The 25,381-nt window shown below is 70.0% G+C and carries 29 protein-coding genes and 3 pseudogenes; 14 read left to right on the top strand and 18 right to left on the bottom strand.

The features are described 5' to 3' along the window. Positions 1–7: 7 nt before the first annotated feature. The 5 genes from RBJ77_RS33275 to RBJ77_RS33255 all read right to left on the bottom strand — a co-directional run bounded on the left by RBJ77_RS33275 (position 8) and on the right by RBJ77_RS33255 (position 4,448). Complete coding sequence (locus tag RBJ77_RS33275; RefSeq protein WP_372348376.1) at positions 8–1,438, bottom strand: PepSY-associated TM helix domain-containing protein; 1,431 nt, start codon at positions 1,436–1,438, stop codon at positions 8–10. A 154-nt stretch (positions 1,439–1,592) separates the two neighbouring features. Then, positions 1,593–1,871 (bottom strand): hypothetical protein, encoded by a 279-nt coding sequence (locus RBJ77_RS33270; protein ID WP_372348375.1) that lies wholly within the window; start codon positions 1,869–1,871, stop codon positions 1,593–1,595. Positions 1,872–2,059: 188 nt separating this feature from the next. Then, positions 2,060–2,764, bottom strand: a complete 705-nt coding sequence (locus RBJ77_RS33265) for a hypothetical protein (protein WP_372348374.1) — start codon at positions 2,762–2,764, stop codon at positions 2,060–2,062. 198 nt (positions 2,765–2,962) lie between these two features. Further along, positions 2,963–3,205, bottom strand: a complete 243-nt coding sequence (gene rpsR / locus RBJ77_RS33260; RefSeq protein ID WP_372348373.1) for a 30S ribosomal protein S18 — start codon at positions 3,203–3,205, stop codon at positions 2,963–2,965. Between the two features lie 64 nt (positions 3,206–3,269). Further along, entirely contained in the window at positions 3,270–4,448 is a 1,179-nt protein-coding gene (locus RBJ77_RS33255; RefSeq protein WP_372348372.1) for a GTP-binding protein, read from the bottom strand. 284 nt (positions 4,449–4,732) lie between these two features. Here RBJ77_RS33255 and rpmB point away from each other — a divergent pair, with 284 nt between their 5' ends. Both rpmB and rpsN read left to right on the top strand, forming a co-directional pair. Continuing rightward, positions 4,733–4,969 (top strand): 50S ribosomal protein L28, encoded by a 237-nt coding sequence (gene rpmB / locus RBJ77_RS33250; RefSeq protein ID WP_372348371.1) that lies wholly within the window; start codon positions 4,733–4,735, stop codon positions 4,967–4,969. Next, positions 4,969–5,274 (top strand): 30S ribosomal protein S14, encoded by a 306-nt coding sequence (gene rpsN, locus RBJ77_RS33245; protein WP_372348370.1) that lies wholly within the window; start codon positions 4,969–4,971, stop codon positions 5,272–5,274. Before rpmB ends, rpsN begins: the two co-directional genes overlap by 1 nt. A gap of 118 nt (positions 5,275–5,392) precedes the next feature. Here the strand turns inward: rpsN and RBJ77_RS33240 are convergent, their stop codons facing one another. Then, positions 5,393–6,160, bottom strand: coding sequence for a DUF899 family protein (locus tag RBJ77_RS33240; protein WP_372348369.1), 768 nt, complete (start codon positions 6,158–6,160; stop codon positions 5,393–5,395). Positions 6,161–6,334: 174 nt separating this feature from the next. Here RBJ77_RS33240 and RBJ77_RS33235 point away from each other — a divergent pair, with 174 nt between their 5' ends. From RBJ77_RS33235 to RBJ77_RS33210, 6 genes are all read left to right on the top strand, one after another. After that, positions 6,335–6,823: a MarR family winged helix-turn-helix transcriptional regulator gene (locus RBJ77_RS33235; protein ID WP_372348368.1), complete on the top strand. Its 489-nt coding sequence runs from the start codon at positions 6,335–6,337 to the stop codon at positions 6,821–6,823. Continuing rightward, a complete protein-coding gene (locus tag RBJ77_RS33230; protein WP_372348367.1) occupies positions 6,820–8,112 on the top strand; it encodes an MFS transporter in 1,293 nt (430 codons plus the stop codon). Before RBJ77_RS33235 ends, RBJ77_RS33230 begins: the two co-directional genes overlap by 4 nt. A gap of 315 nt (positions 8,113–8,427) precedes the next feature. Further along, positions 8,428–9,033, top strand: a complete 606-nt coding sequence (locus RBJ77_RS33225) for a TetR family transcriptional regulator (protein ID WP_372348366.1) — start codon at positions 8,428–8,430, stop codon at positions 9,031–9,033. A 132-nt stretch (positions 9,034–9,165) separates the two neighbouring features. After that, a complete protein-coding gene (locus RBJ77_RS33220; RefSeq protein ID WP_372348365.1) occupies positions 9,166–9,456 on the top strand; it encodes a DUF1330 domain-containing protein in 291 nt (96 codons plus the stop codon). 98 nt (positions 9,457–9,554) lie between these two features. After that, positions 9,555–10,205: an RNA 2',3'-cyclic phosphodiesterase gene (gene thpR / locus RBJ77_RS33215; protein WP_372348364.1), complete on the top strand. Its 651-nt coding sequence runs from the start codon at positions 9,555–9,557 to the stop codon at positions 10,203–10,205. Between the two features lie 103 nt (positions 10,206–10,308). Then, positions 10,309–10,929 carry a TetR/AcrR family transcriptional regulator gene (locus RBJ77_RS33210; RefSeq protein ID WP_372348363.1) on the top strand — a complete coding sequence of 207 codons (621 nt, stop codon included), beginning with the start codon at positions 10,309–10,311 and terminating at the stop codon, positions 10,927–10,929. Here the strand turns inward: RBJ77_RS33210 and RBJ77_RS33205 are convergent. After that, complete coding sequence (locus RBJ77_RS33205; RefSeq protein ID WP_372348362.1) at positions 10,910–12,274, bottom strand: MATE family efflux transporter; 1,365 nt, start codon at positions 12,272–12,274, stop codon at positions 10,910–10,912. The genes RBJ77_RS33210 and RBJ77_RS33205 overlap by 20 nt on opposite strands. Beyond that, on the bottom strand, positions 12,271–13,257 hold the full coding sequence (locus RBJ77_RS33200; protein WP_372348361.1) for a phosphotransferase family protein: 987 nt from the start codon (positions 13,255–13,257) through the stop codon (positions 12,271–12,273). Before RBJ77_RS33200 ends, RBJ77_RS33205 begins: the two co-directional genes overlap by 4 nt. 284 nt (positions 13,258–13,541) lie before the next feature. On the opposite strand from RBJ77_RS33200, the gene RBJ77_RS33195 reads away from it, so the two are divergent. The 3 genes from RBJ77_RS33195 to RBJ77_RS33185 all read left to right on the top strand — a co-directional run bounded on the left by RBJ77_RS33195 (position 13,542) and on the right by RBJ77_RS33185 (position 16,223). Further along, on the top strand, positions 13,542–14,648 hold the full coding sequence (locus RBJ77_RS33195) for an NAD(P)/FAD-dependent oxidoreductase (protein WP_372348360.1): 1,107 nt from the start codon (positions 13,542–13,544) through the stop codon (positions 14,646–14,648). Positions 14,649–14,916: 268 nt separating this feature from the next. Then, positions 14,917–15,711 carry a PIG-L family deacetylase gene (locus tag RBJ77_RS33190; RefSeq protein WP_372348359.1) on the top strand — a complete coding sequence of 265 codons (795 nt, stop codon included), beginning with the start codon at positions 14,917–14,919 and terminating at the stop codon, positions 15,709–15,711. A 227-nt stretch (positions 15,712–15,938) separates the two neighbouring features. Then, positions 15,939–16,223, top strand: a complete 285-nt coding sequence (locus tag RBJ77_RS33185; protein ID WP_372348358.1) for a hypothetical protein — start codon at positions 15,939–15,941, stop codon at positions 16,221–16,223. A gap of 155 nt (positions 16,224–16,378) precedes the next feature. Here RBJ77_RS33185 and RBJ77_RS33180 read toward each other — a convergent pair whose 3' ends face one another. From RBJ77_RS33180 to RBJ77_RS33160, 5 genes are all read right to left on the bottom strand, one after another. Further along, positions 16,379–16,924, bottom strand: a complete 546-nt coding sequence (locus tag RBJ77_RS33180) for a TetR/AcrR family transcriptional regulator (RefSeq protein ID WP_372348357.1) — start codon at positions 16,922–16,924, stop codon at positions 16,379–16,381. A gap of 10 nt (positions 16,925–16,934) precedes the next feature. After that, positions 16,935–17,516 (bottom strand): sugar O-acetyltransferase, encoded by a 582-nt coding sequence (locus tag RBJ77_RS33175; RefSeq protein WP_372348356.1) that lies wholly within the window; start codon positions 17,514–17,516, stop codon positions 16,935–16,937. Between the two features lie 196 nt (positions 17,517–17,712). After that, positions 17,713–18,186 (bottom strand): hypothetical protein, encoded by a 474-nt coding sequence (locus RBJ77_RS33170; protein ID WP_372348355.1) that lies wholly within the window; start codon positions 18,184–18,186, stop codon positions 17,713–17,715. A 190-nt stretch (positions 18,187–18,376) separates the two neighbouring features. Then, positions 18,377–19,165, bottom strand: a complete 789-nt coding sequence (locus RBJ77_RS33165) for a tetratricopeptide repeat protein (RefSeq protein WP_372348610.1) — start codon at positions 19,163–19,165, stop codon at positions 18,377–18,379. Between the two features lie 443 nt (positions 19,166–19,608). Beyond that, positions 19,609–19,761, bottom strand: coding sequence for a DUF6417 family protein (locus tag RBJ77_RS33160; protein ID WP_255979103.1), 153 nt, complete (start codon positions 19,759–19,761; stop codon positions 19,609–19,611). A gap of 484 nt (positions 19,762–20,245) precedes the next feature. Here RBJ77_RS33160 and RBJ77_RS33155 point away from each other — a divergent pair, with 484 nt between their 5' ends. Both RBJ77_RS33155 and RBJ77_RS33150 read left to right on the top strand, forming a co-directional pair. Beyond that, positions 20,246–20,986, top strand: coding sequence for an FHA domain-containing protein (locus RBJ77_RS33155; RefSeq protein WP_372348354.1), 741 nt, complete (start codon positions 20,246–20,248; stop codon positions 20,984–20,986). Further along, positions 20,983–22,041: pseudogene (locus RBJ77_RS33150) on the top strand (serine/threonine protein kinase); the annotation flags it as partial. The gene RBJ77_RS33155 and the pseudogene RBJ77_RS33150, both read left to right, overlap by 4 nt. A 67-nt stretch (positions 22,042–22,108) precedes the next feature. Here RBJ77_RS33150 and RBJ77_RS33145 read toward each other — a convergent pair. The 5 genes and pseudogenes from RBJ77_RS33145 to RBJ77_RS33125 form a co-directional block, all read right to left on the bottom strand. Beyond that, on the bottom strand, positions 22,109–22,429 hold the full coding sequence (locus RBJ77_RS33145) for a hypothetical protein (RefSeq protein WP_372348636.1): 321 nt from the start codon (positions 22,427–22,429) through the stop codon (positions 22,109–22,111). A gap of 63 nt (positions 22,430–22,492) precedes the next feature. Continuing rightward, positions 22,493–22,720: pseudogene (locus RBJ77_RS33140) on the bottom strand (hypothetical protein); the annotation flags it as partial. After that, positions 22,636–22,983, bottom strand: a pseudogene (locus tag RBJ77_RS33135) (ATP-binding cassette domain-containing protein); the annotation flags it as partial. The pseudogenes RBJ77_RS33140 and RBJ77_RS33135, both read right to left, overlap by 85 nt. Positions 22,984–23,022: 39 nt before the next feature. Beyond that, a complete protein-coding gene (locus RBJ77_RS33130; RefSeq protein WP_372348353.1) occupies positions 23,023–23,397 on the bottom strand; it encodes a hypothetical protein in 375 nt (124 codons plus the stop codon). Positions 23,398–23,536: 139 nt separating this feature from the next. After that, positions 23,537–24,427 (bottom strand): winged helix-turn-helix domain-containing protein, encoded by an 891-nt coding sequence (locus RBJ77_RS33125; RefSeq protein ID WP_372348352.1) that lies wholly within the window; start codon positions 24,425–24,427, stop codon positions 23,537–23,539. 233 nt (positions 24,428–24,660) lie between these two features. On the opposite strand from RBJ77_RS33125, the gene RBJ77_RS33120 reads away from it, so the two are divergent. After that, a complete protein-coding gene (locus RBJ77_RS33120; RefSeq protein WP_372348351.1) occupies positions 24,661–25,353 on the top strand; it encodes a TetR/AcrR family transcriptional regulator in 693 nt (230 codons plus the stop codon). The last annotated feature ends 28 nt before the right edge of the window (positions 25,354–25,381 follow it).

Here is a 25,381-nt window from a genome sequence, read left to right as displayed (position 1 = left end):
GCACGGATCAGCCGCTGCTCGTCTTCTCCCGAGGCTGATCCCAACGGGCCACTTCACCAAGCACCAGGTCCACCGCGAAGAACGCGAGAAGCGGGATACCGAGGAGCGGTACGTAGTAGCCGAGCGCGGCAACCAGCAGTGCGGCCGGGACGGTCACGTACCAGGGCAGTGCGCTCAGCGCCCCTCGTGGGATCGGCCGGCCGAAGGACGTGCCGCGGCCGCGCAGCCACCACATGCGGTAGCCCCACAGGATCAGGAGGATCAGGGCGAGGGCGAGTGCGGCCAGGGCGATCTGGTTGGCGAGGCCGAACAGGTTGCCGGTGTGCGCGTCGATGCCCCAGCGCGTCAGCTTCGCGAGCAGCGGATAGTCCTCGAACCGCAGGGTGTCGGTGACCACGCCTGAGGAGGGGTCGATCGCGATCGAGTCCTGCTTCTCGGGCCAACTGCGCTGGATCTGCCTGACGACGTACGCCGATGTGGTGTCGGCGGGCGGGACGATCTCCACGGGGTTGGAGAGGCCCTGGGCGCGGGCCGTCCTGAGGACCGCGTCCAGCCCCACCTTCACGTGCGTGGAGTCCGATGCTTCCGGCCCCATGTCCATGCCGGGCATCGAGCCGGTGGCGGCATGGTCCTCGTGGCCCGCGCTCACCGTGGCGGTGACCGACGGGGTGGCCTGGCCGAGTGCGTCGCGCAGGTCGCTGATGCTGGTTCCCGCGTACGTCGACCAGGTCAGTCCGGTGGCGGAGAGGAAGAAGAGGCCGGCCGCGGCCCATACGCCGACGGAGCCGTGCAGTCCGAGCGTGCGGCGCCGTCCGCTGGTGCCGCGGATCGTGCGGCGGGCGCGACGGCGGCTGAACCACAGGACGAGGCCGCCGCCTGCGATCACCCACAGCCAGCTGGCGGCCAGTTCGCTGTAGAGGCGGCCGGTCTCGCCCAGGTGGAGGTCGCGGTGGAGGTCGTCGATCCAGGTGCGCAGAGGCAGGGCCCCGGTGGAGCCGTACTGCTCGAGGGCGCCACGGATCTCTCCGCTGTACGGGTTCACGAACACCGCGAGGGTGTGGTCGGCGTCCACGCCCGGCACTCCGGAGAGCAGGACGCGGGTGGTCGCGCCCGGTTCCGGCGACGGGCGCACGGCGCTGAGCGTGCCCTCGGGATGGGCCTGGCGGGCGGCGGCGACCTGCTCGCTGATGGAGAGCTCGGACTTGCCTACGGGGACCCGCAGTTCGTGGTCGTACACGATCTTCTCGGCCTGGAACGAGCCCGCGTACAACAGGCCGGTGAACGCGGCGACGAGGAGGAACGGGGCCACGAACACCCCGGCGTAGAAGTGCAGTCGAAGGATCACGGGGCGCAGGGCGCTCCAGGGGGACGGGGCGGATGGTGGAGCGGAGGTGGTGGATGGAGTGGGCTGAGCGGACGGGTCCGTGGTCACGGACATGGGGGCACTCCTGGTGATGACGCGCTGGGCGCGATGCGTGGGGACGGACGATTGCGCTGCAGGTGCGGCAGCTGTGCACAGGGAGAACGGAACGGACACGGGTGTTCCCGAGGCCGGGCACGAGGTGTCGCGCCCGGTCTCCCGTTGTGCCGGGTCAGGCCGCGAGGGCTTCGCGGAGCGGCTCGGCCCGTGCTGCGGGGAGTTCGCAGCCTGCGATGCGGTCGTCGAGGTCGGGCAACTGCCTGGCCTGGGCGAGGTGTTCGACAGCCTGCACATCGGCGCTGATCAGTACGACGTGGCGACGGACGTCACGATGGAGGGCGAGGACGACGCAGCGTCCGGCGCGGAAGGCGCCGTCACGGGCCGCCGGCGCCCACGGCGTCATCGACGCGTCACGTGGACGTGAGGAAAGGGGCAGGGCAGGAGTGATCACCTGGTGTCCTTCTCGGAGAACCGGGATCCGGAGCCGCAGACGAGATACGGGCGCGCGGGCGCGTGCGCGTAGCCGCGGTCCGGTGAAAGGGGTACGGCCCGTACGGGCCGATGTCCGCGGCCGTCCGTCAGGGCGCGAGGCGCCACGGTGACGGCTTCGGCTACGGGAAACCAGCTGTCTTCGGTCGCTCAGACGACAGCAGGGTGTCCCGGTGGACCCCGAGAGGTGATCGCGTGGGCAAGCAGGAGCCGGCGTGGCCTGCGGACCGTGCCGGTACGGCGCCGACGTACGCGAGGGCGGTGCGGGGTCATGGGGAGCAGCAGGGCGACCAGTCGCAGCGGTGCCACGAACCAGCCCGCCAGCGCCCGCAGGACCCGGAAGGCGGCCTGCTCGCCGTGCGCGAGCCACACGCCGCACAGCAGGGCGGCCAGCAGGTGCCCGGCGACCATACCGGCCGAGGGCATGCCTCCCATGTCATGCCCCATGGACGCCATGGAGGACGCGGAACCCATGGAAGGCATGGAACCCATCGCATCCATGGGACCCATCGCATCCATGGAACCCGTCGAGGGCATGGACCCCATGGAGTCCATGTCCGTCACCGTGCCCGTGAACGCCCGTGACTCCGCCGCATCGGCCCAGGTCTGTGCGACCGAGAACGCCGCGTGCAGACCTGCCTGGGCGGTCACGGTGAGGGTCACGACCGTGGAGGTCCGGCGCTCGCTGCCGGCCGGACCCCACACGACGGCGCCGATGAAGAAGGCCCCGAGCACCACTGCCCACCAGGGCACCGCGTGCCCCGACATCACAGCATGGCCGAGGGCAGCGAGCAGCACACAGACGGCCGCGAACACCGCGGCCCGTACCGTGCGTGCTATCCACCCGACAGTCATGGCGGCCTCATCCTCGCATCCCCGTTCCCTGCGTCACGGGTCAGCTCGAAGATTGCCCACGCACCTGCCGCGCCACCCCCACGTATGACGCAGGTCACACCAACGCGCCGCATCGCAGCCGCAGTTGGGCCCGGCCGCCGCTCCGACTCCCGGGTGCGCCTCACCCCATGAGGCGGCCGGCGCTACGTCCCCGAGCGCTCAACGGGAGCCGTAAGGCAGCAGTGCCATCTCGCGGGCGTTCTTGACAGCCCGTGCGATCTGCCGCTGTTGGCGGCGGCTGACATGGGTCACGCGACGGCTGCGGATCTTTCCACGGTCGGAGATGAACTTCCTCAGCAGGTCGGTGTTCTTGTAGTCGACGTACGTGATGCCGGCGGCGTCCAGCGGGTTGACGCGCGGGCGCTTCAGCGTCTGGCGGCGGTTGCTCTGGCTTCGGGGCATGGTGGGGCGGGTCCTCTCTTCTTCGGATGCGGCAGAACGCGTAGGGGCAGGGGCGGGGTCCCGCTCAGACCACTGGGTCGAGCAAGCCGTCGAAGGCGTGCGGGAGTTGGCTCCAGCCGTCCCTGCCCGTCGCGTACTCGTCGTCGGTGAGCAGGCACGAGTCGAGCAGGGCTCGCAGGCCGTCGCGGTCGAGGCCGGGCGAGGTGAAGGTGAGGCACTGTCCACGGTCTCCGTGCTCGGGATGCCAGTCCAATGAGGCGGCGACGCGACGCTCGACCGGGATCATCTCCCAGGCCGCCGCCGGCAGAGCGGCCAGCCACGGTCCGCCGGATTCCACGCACAGCGCGCCGCCTGCCGCGTCCCACGCGAGCAACGTGTCGGGCCGGTCCGCCAGCCAGAAGCGCCCACGGCTGCGGGCGGCAGCACAGGTCACGTCCTCCAGGGCGGCGTAGAGGCGCTCCGGATGGAAGGGGCGTTCGCCGCGCCAGACGAGGGTGGTGACACCGTGCTCGTCGCACTCCTGCGGCAGCAGCGCACATGCGGGATGCATCCGGGCGGCGGCCGCCGCCATGTCGAAGCCTGCCAGCAGAGCGTCACTCAGCCCGCTTCCGTCCTCCACCGGTATGGTGCGCGCGCCCGGTGTGAGCTGGTCGAGCAGCGCGCGGTCACTGTCGTCGGCGCCCTCGCGCCCTCCCCCGTCCGGCCCGCTTTCGGCCAGGGCAATCACGGTGGGGTACTCCAGCTGCCGGGCGAAGGTGTCGGCGACCGTGCGCTGGTCGGTGGGTGCGGCGGCGAGACCTACGTCGGCCAGGTCGTCCCCGTTGCCCAGGTACGGCAGGACCAGCGCGGGGTCCACCGCCGTGGCGACCCCGGTGAGGACCAGCGGCGCACCCGCGGCGGCGATGACCGCCGCCATCGCCTGCGGTTCGACAGAGTCCCACAACTCCACGACAGCCAGGCGGTGTTGCCCCTCCTCTGCAAGCCGCAGCAGCTCGGGCACCAGGTCCTCACGCAACGCGCAGCAGGCGCAGCCGTTCACCAGGGGCGCCTCGCCGTTGCTCAGCGGGCCGACCGCGTCGCGCACCGTGCGATGCACCGCACGATCGACGGCGCCGGTCAGGTCGTGGTGCAGCGCCACCGAGTTCGGATGCGCGCGCAGGATCTCCTCCACGGCCGCCCTGCGCGCGTCCGCGTGCAGCCCGGCGACGATCACGACCGGCATCCGTGCCGGGCCCTCGCTCATCGCCCGCTCCGTCCGCGCCCGTCGGGCCGCTCGCCCCAGCCCACGGTGCCCGTTGAGCGGGAGAGGCAGGGATGGCCGCCGACGCGGCCGTACGGGTGTGGCGCGCGCCGGCCGGGGGCGGCGGGACGGTTCGCGCGGATCACATGGCAGCTGTCGGCACCCGCGACGGGCCCCGGCTCCGCGATCGGACGCAGTTCGGTACGAGTCATGGGCAGCACCATACACGGTATTGGTTTTCATTTTCATTTAGCTGATACGGTGCTCCCCTCACCCAAGGAGGAACCATGTCCGCACACTGCCAACTCACCGGCCGCCAGCCCGGCTTCGGCCACCGCATCTCCCACTCGCACCGCCGCACCAAGCGCCGGTTCGACCCCAACATCCAGCGCAAGCGCTACTGGCTGCCCAGCGAAGGCCGCCACGTCCGCCTGACCCTCTCCACCAAGGGCATCAAGACGGTCGACACGATCGGCATCGAAGCCGCAGTGGCCCGCATCCGCGCCCGCGGAGGCACAGTCTGATGGCGAAGAAGAGCAAGATCGCGAAGAACGACCAGCGCCGCCGCACCGTCGCGCGCCACGCGGCCCGCCGCGCCGTACTCAAGGCCACCATCTCCTCCCCCTTGACCAGCGACGGCGAACGCGACGCCGCCCAGCGCGAGTTGAATCGCCAGCCACGCGACGCCAGCGCCACCCGCCTGCGCAACCGCGACGCCGTGGACGGCCGACCCCGCGGGCACCTGCGCGCCTTCGGCCTGTCGCGCATCCGGGTACGCGAGATGGCCCACGCAGGCCTGCTTCCCGGGGTGAGGAAGAGCAGCTGGTAGCTCCGCCCGGTCCACGCCCCACCAGGCCGGCAACGCCTCCCCCTCACCGGCTCCCTGGCATCAGACCGACGTGATCCGTCGGTGGGACCTGCGCTGCCACCGACGCCGGGACGGGGGATCACGAACAGCAGCAGCCTGAAGCCCCCGTCCCCGTGCCGGGCTCTTCGCCATGGAGGTCGTCGTCGTGGCCGGCGGTGATCCGTGCCCATTGCGCGGTCGGCCGTCCGTCCTTGCGGAACTGCTGGCCGAGCGTCTCGAACGGTTGCGGCCAGCCGGCCGGGGAGTCCTCCCAGGTCTCCTGCCGTCCACGGACGGTCATGTCGAGGATGCCGTAGGACGGCGCCATGGGCTCGACGCCCCGGCCAGTGGTCCAGTACGTCTCGAAGACGCGGTCCCCCTCCCGGAGGTAGCACGCCTTCATGCCGAAGTGCCGGTCCGCGAGGAGCCGTTCGTGCGACTCGGCGGGGACGGAGTACCAGGGCAGGTCCCAGCCCATGAAGCGGCGGTAGCGCTCGGACTCCTCGTAGGGGCCCTGGCAGAAGACGGCGAAGGTGACGTCCCGCTGGTGCAGATAGGACAGTTCGCGCACCTGACCGGTGAAGAAGGTGCAGCCCTCGCACTGGTCGGCGGCGCTGTGGCCGTCGTGCCACATATGGTATGAAACGAACAGCTGGGCGCGGCCCGCGAAGACGTCTATCAGGGGGACGCGCCCTTCGCCCGAGACGAGCGGGGCCGACGGGTCCACCTCGGTCATGGGCAGCCGTCGCCGGGCAGCAGCGATCGCGTCGCCCTCCCGGGTGTGCGCCTTCTCCCGGACACGCAGGGCATCGATGGCGGTCAGCCAGTCCCGGCGGGAGACGACCGGCGGATTGTTGAGATCAGTCATGGCGGTACCGACCTCGCGGCCCGCAGAAACTCATCGGTGAATCCCCTGACAGGCGGCGCAGACCGTCAGATCACAGGGGCGCGGACGCCTGGTCCGCAGAGATCCACGTGACCATCACGACGCCCGCGCACCGAGCACGCATCCACATTATCGCAGCGCTGTTATATTAGCGCTGTGACGTCTCCCGATCCCACCGCGCTACCCGACCCCTGGCACTCCCTGCACGAGCTCCTGGCAGTTTTGGACGCCGAGATCGAGCAGGTCTACCTCGACCGCGGCATCGAAGGGGTGCGACCGCGGTTCGCCTATCCCCTGATCCGGCTCGCCCACACCGGACCCCTCACCATTCGCGATCTCGCGAAGTCCCTGGACCGCTCGCACTCGGCGATCAGCCAGACCATCTCCGCCATGCGCAAGGAGGGCCTGGTCACCTCCGAGCCCGGGCCCGACGCCCGCACCCGGCGCATCGACCTGACCGAGCGCGGCCGGTCACTGGTGCCGTTCCTGGAGGCGGAATGGAGCGCCACCCACGCGACCGTCGCCGAACTGGACAGCGAGGTCCCGTACGCCATGACCGCCGTGGTCGAAGACGTACGGCAGGCACTGCAGCGCCGGTCCATGCGGCAGCGGATCCTCCATCACCTCGTCGAACCGCCGCAATGAGGCGGCGCGCGCGTGTCCGGTTCCTCGACACCCGTCCGCTGCGCGGCAGTCAGTCGTTCCGAGACCTGTGGATCGGCACCTTCGCCTCTCAACTCGGCGGCCAGATAGCCAACGTGGCGGTACTGGCCCAGGTCTGGGACCTCACCGGCAGCCCGGTCGGCACCGGCGCCATCGGGCTGGCGACCGGTCTGCCGATGGTGCTGTTCGGGCTGCTCGGCGGCACGTTGGCCGACACCTACGACCGCCGGACCGTGGTGCGGGCCACCACCGCGGGCCAACTGCTGGCCGCCGCGGGGCTGTGCACCCAGGCCCTCGCGCAGAACCGAAACGTTCTGCTGCTGCTCGCCCTGGTGGCCGTGGGGACGACCTGCAGCGCTCTCGGCGCACCTGCCCGGCGCACCTTCCCGGTCCGGCTGTTGCCCGACCATCAGGTCGCGGCCGGTCTCGCCCTGACCAATGTCTCCTTCCAGGCATCGATGCTGGCCGGTCCCGCGCTGGCCGGACTGATCATCGCCCGCTGGGATCTCCCTGCCGCCTACGCCACCCAGGTCGCGGCCGCGGCAGTCTCCGTACTTGCGGTGATCCGTCTGCCTGCCATGCGGCCCGAAGGGGTTGCGACGGGAGGCGGCAGGCGCCGGCCGGAGCGTGGCGGTTGGCGGATCGTCCTGCGCCGCCCGACCCTGTGGGGTTCGATGGCCACCGACCTGTCCGCAACGCTGCTCGCCATGCCCATCGCCCTTTTCCCGCTGGTCAACGAAACCCGCTTCGGGGGCAACCCACAGACCCTCGGCCTGTTCCTCTCGGCCGTCGCGGTCGGGGGAATCACGGCCGGTCTGCTCTCCGGCACGGTGACGCGGTGGCGCCGTGGCGGCCTGGTTCAGCTGTCCGCAGCCGCCGTCTGGGGCCTGGCGCTGGCCTGTTTCGGTCTGGCGGGACCGTTGTGGCTGGCGCTCGGATGCCTGGCCGTGGCGGGCGCGGCCGACACCGTGTCCGTCGTCACCCGCAGCGCCCTGGTCCAGTTGGAGACCCCGGACGCATACCGGGGGCGCGTCTCGTCCGTAGAGCACGTCATCGGTGTCGCAGGCCCTGAACTCGGCAACTTCCGCGGCGGCCTGCTGGCATCAGCCACCTCCGCCTCCTTCTCCCTGGTCTTCGGCGGACTGTCCGCCGTCGCGGCGATCGCCGCCGTAACCCTGACCAACGCGCCCCTTCGCGCCTACCGCACGCCACCCGCCACCGCGAAGCCGACCGCCCCCGAGGTCAGCAAAGCACCGGCGGCCGCTGGTTGAGCTCGTGCACCCGCTCCCAGCCTTGAGGCCCGCGGAGCGCGTATCGGCTCCCTGCTCGACGGGCGACACCGCGCAGCCGTGTCGGCCGACGGACAGCACGGCCAACTCAGTGCCTGCACAGGCACGTTGCAGGTGCCGTCCGCAGAACTCCATTGCGAGGTGAATGGCGTTCACCTACAGTGGTGAACGCCATTCACCTCCTGAGGGGATTGCGCAGTGTCCACCGATTCGCCGCTGAACAGCACGCCCGGCCCGAGCTCCGCCTCCCCTCGCAACGGCCGCCCGCGACCGACGTCGAGGAGCCGGCCGGCCCCGGTGTCGGCGGCACCCGGAGCGACTCCGGACCCGGCGGCTGCACGACCACGTGACGCGGATGCCCGGCGCGCGGAGATCCTCGACGCCGCCCGACGCGCGTTCGCGCGCCACGCCTACGCCGACACGACCATCGCCGCCATCGCCGACGACGCGGGCGTCAGCCCGGCCCTCGTCATGAAGTACTTCGGCACCAAGGAGCACCTCTTCAACCAGGTGTTCACCTTCGACGCCGACGCCACCGCCCTGTTCGACGCCCCCCTGGACGGCCTCGCCCGGCACATGGTCCTGCACCTGCTCGCCACCCAGCGCGGCCAGACCCGCGACCCGATCCTGCGCATCGCCTTCTCCCGCCACCACCTGGAACTCGGCGGACAGGCCCGGGCCAACTTCCGCACGCAGGTCATCGACGCGCTCGCCAGCCGCATCCCCGGACCGGACGCCGCACTCCGTGCCGAACTGGCCATCGGCGTACTCCTCGGTCTCGGAGCCCTGTACGCGACCGTCCAAGCCGACCACCTCACCCAGCTGTCCCCCGACGAAGTCGCCGACCTCTACATCCCGCTCCTGCACCCCCTGCTCAGCGGCGAGACCACGACGGGCCGCTGACCAGAACGTCCCCTGAACCACCCCGGCGAACCACCCCGGCGATCTTCGACCGGGTGCGCACGCTCGCAGCAGTCGATCCGACGTCAGACGCGCACGTTCACACGTGCACTTACCCGAACACTGGAGTTCCGCATGCCTAAGGGCTACTGGGTCAGCGCCTACCGCACCATCTCCGACCCCGAGAAGCTGGCTGCCTACAACGAGCTGGCCCGTCCGGCCGTCGAGGCCGGCGGCGGGCGGGTGCTCGCCCGCGGCGGGCGGACCGTCGCGCACGACGCCGGAATCGCCGAGCGCACCGTCCTGATCGAGTTCGACAGCTTCGAACAGGCCGTCGCGGCGCACGCCAGTGACGCCTATCAGAAGGCGCTGCTCGCCCTGTCCGACGGCGTCGAGCGCGACTTCCGCATCATCGAAGGCCTCTAGGTCTCAGTGGGCTGCCTGGTGGAAGTGATCTTCCACCAGGCAACCGGGCGGCACCCTCCACCCTCGGCCCCGCGGGCGCATGAGGTATGAAGTCGTCCGTGAACGATCCATCCCAGACCGCCACCCAGCACGCGTTCGTCGCCCTTGCCCCGCCCGACGACGCGAAGCAGGAGCTGGCGCACGCACTGAGCCCTGCCTACGCCGCCCATCCCGACCTGCGCTGGAACCGCATCGAGGACTGGCACATCACCCTCGCCTTCCTGGGCGAGCTGCCGGTGCAGACCGTCCAGCGGCTTCGTTCACCCCTCGCCGACCTGGCAGCAGCCCACCCCTCCCCCGAACTGGCGCTGCTCGGTGGCGGCCACTTCGACGAGCGAGTGCTGTGGAGCGGCGTCGAGGGCGACATCGAGCGCCTGCACGAGCTGGCCGAAGCAGTACGGGCGAGGGTCAGGGACTGCGACGTCGCCTTCGTCGAACGTCCGCTGCGTCCCCACCTCACGCTTGCCCGCGCCCGCCGCTACGACAACGCGTCCATCACGGCGGCGGCCGCGACCCTCGACGGCTTCACCGGACGCCCTTGGCAGGCCCGACGCCTCCACCTCGTCGCCAGCACCATAAGAGGCCACTCAGGTCCGCGGCGCTACCAGGACGTCGACGCATGGCCGCTGGCCACCGGGCACGGTCGTCCCGGCCCGAAACCGCCACAGGCCGCCGTGCCTGAGCACCAGGACGGCCGGACCCCACGCTGACGCCGCCTCGACATGTGCCCGGATCCGCCCGCCGGAGAAGCGCCCCGGGCGTGCCCTGCCGAACGATGCGGGACCGGCTGATCGCGACTGCGATGATGGGGGCATGTCTGCTGGTAAAGCCAAGGCGCCTGCCCATCCCGGTGGGTATGCGAAGGGACGCGCGCGACGTGAGCTGATCGTGTCGGCGGCCGCCGCGGTGTACGCGGACGTCGGCTACCACGGTGCTTCGCTGCGGGAGATCGCGAAGCGGGCCGGGATCAGTCACGTAGGGCTCCTCTACTACTTTCCTGACCGCGAGGCGCTCCTGACGGCTGTGTTGGAGCGCCGGGACGAGGAGGACAGCGCGAAGGTCAGGCCCTTGGACTCCTCGCCTCTGTCCGCGGTGCAGCATCTGGTCGATCTGGCCGATCACAATGCCCGGCGTCACGGCATGGTCGACCTGTACGTGCGGCTGGCGGCCGAAGCCATCGCCGAGGACCATCCCGCGCACGAGTACTTCCAGGCGCATTACGTGAAGACGCGCGAGTACGTGCTGCGTGCGCTCCAGGAGCTGGACGCCCAGGGGGCGTTGCGGGAGAGCGTGGACGCCGAGGCCGCGGCGGTGGCCTTCGTGGCGCTGATGGACGGGTTGCAGGTGCAGTGGCTGACCAGTCCCGGCGAGGTGGACATGGCCGGGATCCTGCGTGCCTATGTGCAGCAGCTCCTCAAGGAGCCTTCGGCGTAGTCTCACGCAGCCGCCGCAGCAGCACCAACGCCACGGCGGCGGTGGCCAGTTCGCCGGCCGCCAGTGCTGCCCACACTCCGCCGGTGCCTCGCTGGCCGAGGGTCGCGATGAGCGGGACTTTGATCAGGAGGAGGGCGCCGATGGATATCAGGTACGCGGGGGCCGGGCGGCCCAGGGCCTGGGCGTAGGCCGCTACCAGAGGTCCGATTCCGGCGGCTGTCATGCCGAGGGCGATGACGCGCAGTGCCTGCCCGGCGGTGGTGACGGTGTCGGGGTCGTTCAGGAACAGCCGGGCCAGTGGCTCGGCGAGGAGGGCAAGGGTCGCGGCGGTGAGCAGCCCGTACAGCAGGGAGGCGCGCAGGGCGAGGTTGCGGGCGTGCCGGGCGCGGTGGTCGAGGCAGCGGCCGCTGTTGTAGCCGACGATGGGCTGCAGGCCCTGGCTGATGCCGGTGTGCGGCATCATCACGAACGTCTGCAGCCGGGCACAGACGGCGTAGGCCGCCAGGGCGGTGGCCGATCCGGTGGCCGCGAGGGTGGCGTTGACGAGGACGGCCAGGAGTGTGACGCCCGTGCCGGCCAGGAACGAGGGCAGGCCGATGCCCAGCAGGGCGCGCAGCGTGGGCCCGTGCGGCCGCAGATCCCCCAGGGTGATGCGGTAGGGGCGGTGGCGCTGGGCGAAGAAGAACCACAGGCTCATCACCGCGGAGACGGCCTGGCCGCCGACGGTGCCGAGGGCAGCGCCGCGTACGCCCATGTCGAAACCGAAGATCAGCAGCGGGTCGAGGGTGATCTGGACGGCGACGGGCACCAGCCACAGCAGGGTCGAGTAGCCCATCCTGCCCTCGGCGCGCACCAGGCCGGAGAAGCCGGTGGACACCAGCGCACCGCACAGCAGGATGACGGCGTAGGGGCGTGCGCTGTCGCGGAGTTCGCCCTGGGCGCCCAGGACGGCGAGCAGGGGGTTCAGGAAGGTCAGGCCGAGCACGGTGGTGGCGATGGCGCAGGCCCAGAACAGGGTGAAGGAGTTGCCCGCGGCGCGGGCGGCGGCCTGCCGGTCCCCCGCGCCCAGGGCACGGGAGATCAGGGAGGCGCCGCCCGCGCCGACGGTGGTGGACACCGCGCCGAGCAACAGCAGCAGCGGGGCGACCAGGTTGACCGCGGCCATCGCCGTGTCGCCCACGCCGTGGCCGACGAACCAGGCGTTGGTCAGGGCGTAGATGCCGTAGACGCCGACGGCGGCCGTGGTCTGGGTACAGGCCCGCCACAGCAGCCGGCCCACCGGCTCGGTGCCGAGCCGGGAGGTGTGGTCGGCAGTTGCGGCGGGGGCGACGTGCTGGCGTGTCACCGGCGGGTGCGGCCGAGCAGTGCCATGGCCTCGTCGAGGTGGGGGCGGGCCCAGTCGTACTGCTTGGTGTCGGTGTGACCTCGGTACACGGTCTCGATGACCATGATCAGCATCAGGTGGAGGCAGTACAGGCGACGGCGAACCTGCTGGGTCCCGGTCAGCTCGGCCTGACCGTAGCCGCGCATGAAGGGAGCCGGATCGCCGAAGGCGGCCAGCTGGGTGCCGGTGAAGCCGGCCTCGATCAACGGGTCGCCGTAGAAGGCGCGTTCGTGGTCGATGACGCAGGCGATCTTACCGTCGCGGACCATGACGTTGCTGTCCCACAGGTCCCACTCGACCAGGCGCGGTTCGGTCACTTCGTCGAGACTGTCGGCGTGGGCGGCGACCACCGAGCGGACGGTGTCGTAGTCCCAGCCGATGTCGACACCGCGGCGTTCGCCGTCGACCAGGACGTCCTCGACGATGCCGGTGAACACCCGCCGCCAGCTCGGGTCGCGGGGCCCGGCCAGCGGGCCGAAGCCGTCGCCGCGGATGGAGTTGATCTCCCGGTTGGCGGCGCCGAGCTGCTCCATGTAGGCGTTGCGTTCGGCCGCGGGCAGCGTCTCGGCGATGATGCCGAGGTTGTCCGCGTCGATGTACGGCATGAAGAAGTAGTCGGCGTCGCACAGTTCGTGGCTGCGGTCGGCGAAGTCGACAGCGGATACCGGCACGGAGGTCTGCGTCCGCAGCAGGTCCAGCGTGGCCAGTTCGATCGACATGGCGCCGCGCTCGTACGTCATCACCTCCACGTGCGGGGGCGGGGCGATCTTCAGGACGACGTCGGCGCCGTCGCGCAGCCTGATGCGGTAGGCGACGTTGAACCAGCCGTGGCCCAGTTCGCTTGCCCATTCGTCCCCGGCGGGGATCTGTCCGGCTCCGTAGGCGCGCTCGATCATGGCGCGCAGCACGGCGGTCGACTGCCTGTTCTTGGTGATGCTCTCCACACCCTGTCCTTTCGATGATGGCGTGTTCGCGGCGCCGCCGACGGGTGTGGGGTCCCCGTACGAGGTCGGCGTCCTGGCGCGGGTCCGGGACGCTCGGCAGAAATACTTACCACGTGGTCTAAATTCTTACCACGGGAAGTGTACGTTCGTACATGCTGGAGGGTGTGGGCTTGCCACACGCCCCCGGCCGGCGCCCGCGGTCTGCCGACTCACCGGCCGATACGCCCCAGGGGCAGCCATGCGAGGGGCGGGTTGCCGCGATCGGGAGGGGGAAGGAGGCGTTCGTGAAGCCTCAACGTGTTGCTGTCGTCGGAGTGGGCGTCCTCGGAGCCAGCGTGGGCTGGAACCTGTCCCGGAGCGGCGTCGACGTGGTCCTCATCGACGCGGGCCGGCCAGGCGAAGGAGTCACCAACTGGTCCTTCTCCTGGGCCAATGCCAGCAACAAGACGGCGAGCAAGGCCTACTTCGACCTGAACGTCGCGGGCATGGAAGCACACCGCGAGCTCGCCAGGGCCATCGGGCCGGACTCCTGGTGGTACCCCGACGGCCACCTCCGGTGGGCAGCCGACCCCGCGGCAGAGGGGAGGCTCCTCAAGACGGCGGAGCTCTTGACCAGCTGGAACTACCCGGTCGAAGTGTGCACCGGAGCAGAGGTGCGTCGCCGCCTCGAACCTGCGCTCACCGTCCCCGACGACCTTCCGGTCCTGTTCTACCCCGACGAAGCCTGGGTGCACGGACGTCATCTCGTCAGCCGCCTGGTGAGCCAGGCCGTCGCAGCCGGCGCCGAGCACCGATTCGGCACCGAGGTCCGCGACATCAGCACGCGTGCCGACGGGAGTGTCCGGTCAGTAGCCCTGTCCGACGGCAGCCGCCTCGATGCCGACGTCGTCGTGAACGCGGCGGGCCCTGATGCCGCCGACGTGGCCGGGCTCGCCGCACGGCACTTGCCGATGCGCCGGGAGCCCGGCGTCGTCACGCGGATCGGCTGCGCCCAGGTCCCGGTTCGCCGGGCCATGCACGCTCCGCACGTCGAGATCCGTCCTGACGGGAACTCTTCGGTGGTCCTCCACAGCCGCGAGGTCGACGCGCTCATCGACACCGGCGAAGATCCCTCGGAGCTCGCAAAGTTGCTCCACGGATCGGCACGGCAAGTCGTTCCCGATCTCGGCGGCGGTCACATCGCACAGACCCGCGTGGCCAACCGCCCGATCCCCGCCGACGGATTCCCCTCGGTGGGAGCGGTGTCGTCCGTACCCGGCTACTACGAAGCCGTCTCCCACAGCGGCATCACACTCGGGCCGGTGATCGGCCGCCTGCTGGCATCGGAAATCCTCAGCGGGCAGAGAGACACGCTGCTTGCGGACTTCCACCCCGAGCGGTTCGCCGCCTGACCGCGGCGACGAGAACGCTGCGCGCCCGACATCCCGTCCACCGTCGACTGCAGACGGGATGGGAGCTGGATACGGCGGTGAGCGGGGCTGAGGTCTGCACCATAGGCGCGAGAAAGACCACTGGTGAGCGTGAGGCACCACTGATCACCCAAGCAACCGCCGGCCGAGGAACCGCTGCGCAAGTTGAGGAGGAGGTGCGGACCTTCGAGCGTGGCGCAAGCCAACCGGCCACCCGGCGCGCACCGGCGAAGAGAGGTGGGTACGGACGGTGAAATGGCAGACGAAGCCTCGCGCGGGGCGGGGAGACACCGTTCTCGTGGTGACAGCACACCCTGATGACGAGGTGTATGCCCACGGTGCCGCCATAGCGACATTCAGCGAGTGCGGCGCACGGGTCGTGCTGAGGATCGCGTCCGGTGGGGAAGCCGCCGAACCTGGATCCGCAAACATGTCCACGGAGGAAGCACGGCGACGCCGGGCACCTCGTCTCACGGCGTCATGCGCGACGCTGGGCGTTGACTCGTGGGACTGGATCGATGAGGGACGCTGGATCGATACCGGTTCACGCCGGACTCGTGATTCCTTGACCTCGGCGAATCCCGGCGACCTCGCCGACGCGATTGCGTCTCATATCCGGGACGTCAGTCCGGACATCGTCCTCACGGTGGCGAGCGACGGCCTGACGGGCCATCCGGACCACATCCTCGTCCATCACGCGGCAGTGAGCGCCGCCCATGCGTGCCGCACTCCGGTGTTCGCTTCCTATCTGCTGCCCGACGACATCACCCGCGGACATGCGCTGTTGGCAGGATTTCTACCCGGGGTCACCGTGGGGTCCGGGCGCATGACCGGACTCACGCCAGTGAAGCGCGCCCCCTTCGAGGCTCCCCCTCAAGCGGGGGCAATCCGCCGCACCGCCCTTGATCACTACGCCCCGGGGCTGGGCACACTGCCGCTCGGTGAGCTTGTCGCAAGCCATCCAGGACGTGGGGACGGATTGCTGCTGCGTGCCGTGTACGACGCCGTCGGGTGGCACGTGGAGCGGTATACAGCCGTGACGTGAGACGTACGGGGGCCGAGCTTGCCCACATAGGACGGCACCTACACGAACTCGACTCTGACAACGTCGATTCCGGGCCACCGCTCGCTGTACAGCACGGAAGCTTGGAGAGCCACCAGTACGGCATCGTCGGCGAACGCGGTCCGAGGGTCGGTGATCTCCGCCCGGTAGCGGTCCGGTCGCCCGTCCATGCCGGCTGCTTGTTCGCTCAGCGATGAGACCATCTGGGAGTGACGACCACCCACCTGCCCCCGCAGTGGACCCTTCAGAGGATCCGTGACGTGTCCGGGGATCAAGAGGCTGTCGCCCTGGACACCGATCGGACGGTGAAGTGGGTGGCCGGCCCTGGAGCCCACGAGGCCCTGCGCCCAGAGATCGTCCTTGGGTTCCACGGCTTGTGCCTGGTGAAGTCAGCCGATGACGACGACTGGTACATGGGCAGCCTGTACGACGACGGCAGTATCGACTGCTGGACCGCCTACGGAGACCTGTACGAGGCACTCCGCGGGCTCTGAGAAGGACCCAACGAATGGTCTCCAGGGTCGTGGGATCACCCCAGGCCAGGCCAGGCCAGACCAGGCGATGCTGCCGGTCGCGACCCCAGAGACACACACAGAGGCCCGTGGGGCGCGGGTCAGGGTGCGCCCCACGGGCTGTTCGGTGGCCGCCGTCAGGCGGTGGTGATGCGCCTGACCGCTTCGGCGGTCAGTGCGCGGCTGTGCGGAGCGCCGTTGTCCAACGCGCGGTGCAGAGTGAGTCCCTCGATGAGGGCGTCGAGCTGGCGAGTGGTGTCAGGGTCGAAGTGCCGCTCCAGCAACTGGCGGCTGCGGCGCATCCACGCCTGGGTCAGTTCCTGGTACTCCGGCCGCCGGGCGGCGAGGGTATAGAGCTCCTGGGCCAGAACCAGGTCGCGCCGAGGCCCTTCGGACAGAGTGTGCACCAGGTCGGTCACGGCCTCTCGGGCCTGCTCAAGGGTCTCGGCCCGGCTCAGGTACCTCTCGAAGACGGTCACGATCTGGTCGGCGAAGTCGGTGAAGGCCTCGCGGAGCAAGTCGTCCTTGCCACTGAAGTGGTACGTCATGGAGCCGAGGGGAACACCGGCACGCGTGGCGATCTTGCGGTGGGAGACGCCGGCCACACCTTCCTCCGCGATGTGGTCGAGGGTCGCGGCAAGAATGCGCTCGCGGCGTTGCGGGTCGGTGTGTCCGGTGCTCATGTGCTGTACCTCAGAGTGTGCGGATCGGCCGGGCGGGGTTGCCCACGGCGACGACATTCGCGGGTACGTCCTTGGTGACCACCGCCCCCGCGCCGATCACACTGTTGTCCCCGATCGTCACGCCGGGACAGACGATGACGCCGCCGCCGAGCCAGACATTGTCGCCGATGATGATGGGCTGCGCGGCCTCCAGCTTGTCGCGCCGCGGCTGCGGCTCCAGCGGGTGCGTGGGAGTCAGCAGCTGAACGTTCGGCCCGATCTGGCAGTCCTCGCCGATAACGATCGCGGCGACGTCGAGAGCGGTCAGGTTGTAGTTCACGAAGGTGCGCGCGCCGATGGTGATGTTGCTGCCGTAGTCGACGTTGAGAGGCGGGCGTACGTGCGCTTCGTCGCCGACGGACCCCAGCAGTTCGGCCAGCACCGGCTCGGCAGCGTGCGCGTCTTCGATGTACGCGGCCTGGTAGCGGGCGGCCAGGCGTACGGCCCGCTGCTGCCGCTCCGCGATCTGCGGATCATCGGCTATGTAGAGCTCCCCGGCGAGCATGCGCTCGAGGTTGGTGCGCGAGTCCTGCGCAAAGTAGTCCGTCGGCATGGGCGTCACCTTACCCATCGAGCGTACGAACGTACACTCCGGCCGGGAATCCGTCCGTGCCGTCGGCCGCGGGAGCCCCGCGACGACGACAGGACTGCCGGTCGTGCGCCATAAGGTCCTCGTCGCCGTCCCTTCCGGCCGCACACAGAGGAAGAGCTGCTCGCCGACGGCGTCTTGAAGCGGTCGGGAGAGCCGTTCAGCCGATGGTGAAGCGCTGGTTCTGGGCGCCTCGGTCGCAGCGGGCCGTGCGGTAGTAGCCGTTGTCCTGCTGGTAGAGGCAGCGGTCCGTGCCGACGCTTTGGAGCATGATGGCGCTGCGGGCGGCGGGCTGGACGGTGCGCCACTTCTGGTACGAGCCGCCGTTACAGCGCAGAGGGTAGACGTCGCCCCGGTCATTGCTGTCGAGGCAGCGGACCCAGAAGTTGTTCTTGAGAGTGGTGCTGGTGTTGAGGCGGCCGTTCCACTGCCACAGGAGACTGCCTCGTCCGGTGGTGCAGCGGTCGCCCTTGAGGCCGGTGTCGGAGTTCTCGCGCAGGCAGTCACCGTAGCGGTAGTTCGCGAAGCGGCTGGTGGCGGTGGCAGCCGAGGCGGGTGTGGGGGTGAGGAGGGGGAGGGCGAGGGCGGCTGCGGCGATGAGGGCGGCGAAGGCCTTGCGGGGCGGGCGGCGCACTGGGGGCTCCTTGCAGTGGTTCTCAGAGATACCTCGGCAGGATTCCCGAACATCACCGCCTAAGCCGGAAAAATGGCGATAACCACCGGATCGAGTCGCTCATGCCTGCCCATCCGGTCCGGGGGCCGCACTGGGCCGATCATCTCGGCACACTCGAGGCCAACCAGACAACGCGCGGCGCCCAGCGATCTTACGAACGAGTGCCGTCGATGCGGTCGAGCAGCGTTTGGGCCTCGACGGTTCGGCTGTGCTCCAGGCCGAAGGAGGTCAGGCAGGCGTGGTGCGCGGCCGCGGCCTGGCGGCGGGCTTCGGGAGTGCGCTGCAACCCCAACAGGGCTGTGGCGTGGGCAAGTTCGACGGCGCCCTTGTCCGGGTGACGCTGGCTCTCGGGCAGGGCGCTGTACAGCTCGTCGGCTCGGTGCGCCTCGGCAAGGGCGTCCTCGTGGCGGGCTTGGCCGTTGAGGCTGCGGGCCAGGCCGAGCCGTAGGACCAAGGACGTCCGGTCGGGCGCGCGATGGGCGGCCAGCGCCTCCCGGGCCAGGGTTTCGGCCTCCTGGTGGCGGCCCTGCGCATTGAGGGCGAATATCAGTCCGTTGCGGGCGGCCGCCGTCAGGTTTGCCATGTCTGGGCCGGCACCGCGGCTCGCTGCCTCGACGACGGCCACGCACTCCGCCTCGCACTCGGCGTACCGCCCCAGCGAGGCCAACTGCTGGGCGCGGTCCGAGCGCAGCTTCATGGTCAGCCAGTGATTGGCCCCGAACGCCCGCCGGAAGGCCGGCAGCGCTTTGTCGTAGGTGACGACGGATTCGGTGTGGCGGCCCTGGGCGCCCGTGGCGATCGCGGCGATGAAGAGCGCCACCGCCCCGTACTCGTCATCGCGTGACCTCGACCGGGCCACGGCACGCGCTTCGGCCTCCGCTTCGGCGTAACGCCCGGCCTCGTAAAGCGCCTTGGCCTCAGCCACTGGAGTTCTCGTCATCCGTGTGCCGTCGTCTCGGCTGCGCGACCGGAAGAGTCTCATGGCCGGGAGCATACGGATACTGCGCATGCGGGTCGGCGAGGGGGCGGGTTGCCGGTAGGCGGCCCTTGTCCGTCTTCGTGTGGACTGGTCAACCAGGCTTGGCCGGTGCTCGCCGCGCAGTGCGGAGTTGCTCAGGCTCCCGGTTCTGGACCTCAGCGGCACGGGTTGCCGCTGCAGGCCGCGTACTCCCGGGAGTCGGCAGCGTTCTTCCAGAAGTACAAGCCGCTGGAAGAGCGGTTGGACCGGCGTGCCGCAGGCGCAGTTGGCGCCCGCGCCACGCTGGGGCGGTGGAGGCGCCAGTCAGGATCGAACCATCCTCACCTGATGGCCGTAGCGCTGCTCCCCCGTGGCGCAGCGCATCGACTCAGGCAGTTCGTCCGGCGTCCCTGCGCCGGCTCCCGCTACTCCTCGGCGGGGATCCGCGCGACGATTTCCTGGGCGAACCAGCCGGCTTCCTCGCTCAGTTCGTCCGGCCCCTCCTCGGCGATCAACTGGAGCAGGCGCAGCAGGTCGTGTGCCTCCTCGAGGGTGAGCAGCTCCAGGCGGCGGGCCACAGCAGCTTCTTGGGCAGGGATCAAGTGTCGGGTCTGTGCATCCATGCCCGAGTAACGACGGCTGCCCGTTCACGGATCCACGAAGATGCGGATGAGCACCCGCATGGACGCACCAGCACCGACCTGACCTTTCGCCGGGGTAGCGCCCCTCCCCCACACGAAGCGTCGGCAGGTCGAGGTGCGGCCCGGATCAGTACAGGTCGCTGAATCGAATGCGGAGCGTTCAATTCCCTGCTGCTGACCTGCTCTTTTCAGGCAGGGCCGAAGGCGGTGGCTGACCGTGCTCGTGTCAGCGATGCTCGATCCAACGCGCTACGGGAGGCGCGTGGCACGCAGATCCACAGGCGTGCGTGGTTCGAAGGGCTCGCCGCCTCGCATCTGCGTGTGACCAAGGTGGGGACCGAGCGACAGCTGACAGCAGACCGACCCCGGCCGAGGCGCGGGGTGATCCCTCCGGGGCACCGGAGGAGGGGGACGACGCCACGTGTACAGCGTCATTGTCGTGCCGCCGTCGTGCGGCAGTGAAGACAGGCAGATCACGATCGCCGCAGGTGAAAGGATCCTCTTCGGCAGGGCCAGGACGCGGGGCGGTCTCGTCATCGCGCACGAAGGGGTGCCACGGTTCGCCGGCGAGATCACCGCGCACCGGACGTTCTGGCTGCTGAGCAACCACAGCGAGCACCAGACCTACGTGGTGGAGAACCCGGAGGGCGCGGGGGAACACGTCAAGGTCCCGCCGGGGCGGCTGGACGCCCCCGTGGCGTTCGAGTTCTCGCGCGTCGTCCTGCCTGCTGCGGGCGACCTGCTCGCCTTCGACGTATGGGCACCACGTCACGCCTTCCGCAGTGTGAGCCGAGCCGGGCTCACCGGAACCGTCACCGCACCAGCATTCGTCCTCGACCGCACCAAGCGCTACTTCGCGGTCCTGGCCGCCCTGTGCGAGCCCCGGTTGCGCGGCGAGCCGCACGCACCGCTGTCCGGCATCGCGCAGCTCGTGGAGCGCCTGCGTCCTACCTGGCACTCGGTCAGTCGCTCCGCCGTCTACTGGAACATCGACTACCTCGCCCTCAAGCTACGGCTGCGCCCTGACCCGGACACGGCTGAACCGGGCCGGCGCTTCAACGGGCGCAAGGAGTCGCTGGTCTCCCTGGCCCTCCGGTTCGACCTCGTCCGCGAGGACGATCTCGTGGTGCTCTCCCCGGCGTCGAGCGAGGCAGCCCGATGACGGGAGGGCCGGACGCCGTCCTTGTCCCGAGGGGCTACCGCGTCGGCCCCTGGGAGGTGCGCCGACCCCTCGCGTCCGGCGGGTTCGCCACCGTCTACGCGGCCCGGCACACCGGCGACAGGGGTCCCGGCGTCCCCGGCAGGGCGGCGCTGAAGATCCTGCCGACCGGCACGCGCACACCGCGCCAGCTGCAGCACCTGCGTGAACTGGTCGCACGCGAAGTGGAGTTGCTGAGCAAGGTGCGTGCGCCCAGGCTGATCCAGCTGTACGACACCCTGACGCTCGACAACCCGGAGCATCCGGAACTCGACGGCGCCACCGTCCTCGTACTGGAACGGGCCGAAGGCTCCCTGGACCTGTTGCTGGAGCACTCGCCGAAACCCGAGGCGGGGCCCTCGCTGCTGGCCTGCGTCTGCGAGGGCCTGCACCAGCTGCACCATGCGGGCTGGGTGCACGGAGACCTCAAACCGGCCAACGTCCTGCTGATGAAGGACGGATCAGCCCGGCTCGCGGACTTCAACACGGCTGCGGAACTGGAGGGCACCCACGCCTACGCACCTGCCTTCGCCACCCGTGACTACTCCCCTCCCGAGCTGATCTGGCCCGAGATCGACGAGCGGGGCACACGCATCCGCCCCTCCGCCGACCTCTGGGCCTTCGGCGTCCTCACCCACGTCGTCCTGACGGGGACGTTCCCCTTACCCGGCGGCACCACCGAGGCGCGCTGCGACGCGGCCACGCGCTACGCCCGCGGCACCGAGCAGCTGCGACTCTCCCCCGAACTCCCCGACACCTGGAGGGAGATCGTGAGGGACTGCCTGGCTCCCACGCACGAGCAGCGAGTCGCCCGGACCGCCGGCACCGCCCCCCTGCTGCGCCGAGTGGAATCGGCCGCGGGCACCTCCCGCTCGGCCCGGCTGCCGAGGCTGAGGCCTCCGCGGTGGCAGTGGCCGGTGCTGGCCGGGGCGCTCGTGGCGGCGGTGCTGGGCGCGACGACCGTGTCGTACTCGGTGCAGGACGAGGTACCGGCCGCCACGGCACCGTCCATGTGCAAGTAGCCGACGGCGCGGAAGGGGGCCTTCTCCGGCTGCGGCCACCCAAAAGACTGCACAAGCCGTCAGGTCAGGCTGGGGTTGCCGCACGATCGATGACGGTCGTCTTCTCCTCAAGGGTGGCGGGGACTTCGCGTACGTCGGCGGTGATGTTCGCACCACGGAGGGCGCGGGTGATGGTGTCAGGTGGTGTGTCGGCGAGGCGGACGCGGCGGCCGTTGAGGGTGACGGAGAGTCCTGCCTCGTCGAGGGCGGCGAAGGCGGCTGCCCAGTGCGGGGTGTCGACTTCGCAGGCTGTGGTGTCGCCGATGATGTCGCGTTCGCTGCCTGCTGCGACGGCTTTGCCGTGGGACATCAGCACGAGGCGGTCGCGCTGCTGGGCTTCTTGCATGTAGTGCGTGGTGACCAGGACGGCGACGCCTTGATCGGCCTGGTCGTGGACGGTGTCCCACAGGCGTGCACGGGCCAGGGGCTCCACGCCGGAGGTCGGCTCGTCCAGGACGAGGAGTTCGGGGTGGTGGGCGAGGGCGATGGTGAAGGCGAGTTGGCGTTGCAGGCCCAGGCCGATCTCGCCGACGAGTCGGCCCTGACGGCTGCCAGCGCCGGTTCCAGCGTGGGGGTTTCGGCCTGGAAGGCGGCCGACGCGAAGGAGATGTTCTCGGCGACCGTCAGGGTCGGCCACAGGCCAAGACCTTGGGGTACGTAGCCCAGGCGTCCGCGGGTGGCGCGATCGGGCAGGCGGCCGAAGGCGATGACGGCGCCTTCGGTGGGGACGGTCAGGCCCAGGAGATTCTTGATCAGCGTGGTCCTTCCGGCGCCGTTGGCGCCGAGCAGGCCGACGATCTCACCGGGGAACACGTCGAGGGAGACGGTGTCGACCGCGGTGAAGGAGCCGTACCGCTTGGTGACCCGGTCGGCGTGGATCAGGGGCGCTCGTTCACTCATGTCAGTGCTCCTGCTGCTGGTCGGCGAGGGTGTAGGCGATCACGGCGTCTTCCATGTCGGCGGCCATCGCCCGCTCGCCGGGCGGGGGCCGCCTGCGTGCCAGGAGCGCGTCTGCCGGCCTCGTCTCCAGGACAGTTCACGTGGTCCGGTGGGGGAGTCTGCGGTGGTCAGCGTGCCGGGTGTGTTGTCGAGGATGTCGGCGGGTGCCCCGCTCGCGAGCGGCCGGCCGCTGTCCAGGACCAGGCAGGTGGAAGCCCGTTCGGCCTCGTCCAGGTAGGTGGTGGCCATGACGATCGCGGCGCCGTCGGCGGCGGCCCTGGAGACCAGGCGCCACAGGTCGACACGGCTGACCGGGTCGACACCGGTGCTGGGCTCGTCCAGGACGAGCAGCGACGGCTGGTGAAGGATGGCCACCCGGCGCTCTGCCCCACCCTCCTCACCAGCCGGTACGGCACTGAGGCCGCGCACGGCCCGCGGTCAGCCGTCCCCCGCGACGACGTGCGAACGTCAGGGGCCGATCGCGGGAGGATCTCGCGATCGGGCAACGACCGATTCAGCGCGCCAGTGTCGTCCACACCGACTTGAACCACGTCTGCCAGGACTTCACGAACACCGAACCGCGCGCGTCCGGATGGCCGGGGTCCACGACGTAGTGCGTGAGCGTCGCGCCGAGACCCAGGACGTCCAGCGACCGCACCGCCTCGTCGCCCAGCACGATCGGCCGCTCGATCACTTCGTACGGCCCGTGCAGCGCCCGCGTGTCATTGATCAGATAGAGCTTGAACGTCGGGGTGAGATCCACGTAGCGGATCTCCATGTCGGCCTGCTCGACCAGCCCCTCCGCCCCCAGTTGCAGCAGCGCGAAGCGTATGGACTCGCTGTGCCGGCGAGAGATGCCGATGAGCCGCCGCTTCAGCTGCGCGGTCAGGTCGCCGTCCGGATCTTCCAGCGCCCTGGGATACGGCAGATCGAGTGACTCCGAGGGAAGCAGCATCCGGATCGAGATGCGCCGGGGGGCTACCTCCCCGGACCTGATCCGCTCGATCTGTCCCTGCACCTGGGTGTCCAGGGCTTCCGACGTCAGCGTGTAGACGTCGAGCACGACCTCGGGGCCGGAGAACGCCTCGTCGAAGAACGCCCGCAGCGACACCCGCCCCTCCACCGCCGCCTTCGCGGTGTACGACTGGACCTGCTGCTCCTTCGAGACCCGCTGTACCACCCGTGTACCGCTTCCCTGCCGAGCCTCGATCCAGCCCTCCGTCTTGAGCTGCTCCAGCGCCTTCTGCACGGTGTCCCGCGTCACGGAGAACTCGGTGGCGAGCTGGCGCTGGGCCGGCAGCAGCGAACTGACCGGATAGACGCCCCCGGCGATCCGGCTGCGCAGCTCCTCGACGACACGGAAGACCTCCCTGCCGCCGCTGCTCCCACTCCGAACGCTCGTCACACAGGCAACCTACCGACCAACTGCAAGCCCGTCAGGCGTAGTTAGTCAGTTAGTCAGAGTTGAACACCCCCGGATCGCTTCGCCGCCCGACTCCACGCGAGAGTCAACTGACCTTCTGCCAACGAGCCTTCAGCGCTGCGAGCAGTGCACGACCAGCCGCCATCCGAATCTCGATTCATCTTGGATCAACGAACCAATTTGGTTCAGCGCTCCAAATATGCCACGGTCGAACCATGGCGACGCGACCCCCCAAACCCCAGCGGCGGAACCAGGTGCTCTCCCGGGAGCAGATCATCGACACCGCGATCGAGCTGCTCGACGCGGGTGGTGAGGGTGCGCTGACCACTCGCGCGCTGACCGAGCGCCTGTCCACCGGGGCCGGGGCGATCTACTACCGGGTCGGCGGTCGGGACGAGCTTCTCGACGCGGCGACGGAGACGATCGTCGTCGCCGCCCTGGCGGCCGATCCGGCGCAGAGCGCGGGCACACCCGCGGACGAGATTCGTGTCGTGGCGCTGGCCTTGTTCGATGCGATCGCCGAGCATCAATGGCTGGCGACGCGGCTGACGTCGCAGGTGGTCCGGCAGCCGTTCGGGCCGGTGACGGTGGGGATCTTCGAGAGGATCGGGCGGCAGGTCGGAGCGCTGGGGGTGCGGCAGGCGTCCTGGTTCGATGCCGCTTCGACGCTCGTGCACTACATCCTCGGGGCCGTCAGCCAGAACGCCCGGCTCGACGGTGACACGTCGGCCGCCGTACCCGACAGCGCCGAGTTCCTCGCCGCGACCGCGGCTGCCTGGCAGCAACTCGACCCCCAGGACTACCCGTTCATGCACGCCATCGCCGGCCAGATGCGCGAGCACGACGACCGCGAGCAGTTCCTCACCGGCATCGCGGTCGTCATCGACGGCCTCACCCGGCTCGGCTGACCCGTCACCCGTCCCGACGAGCCGGGCC

The sequence above is a fragment of the Streptomyces sp. KL116D genome (assembly GCF_030766975.1).
In the GTDB taxonomy this organism is placed as follows: Bacteria; Actinomycetota; Actinomycetes; order Streptomycetales; family Streptomycetaceae; genus Streptomyces; species Streptomyces longispororuber_A.
The sequence above is the reverse complement of the archived record's forward strand: the minus strand, read 5'-3'. Positions and strand labels throughout refer to the sequence as shown.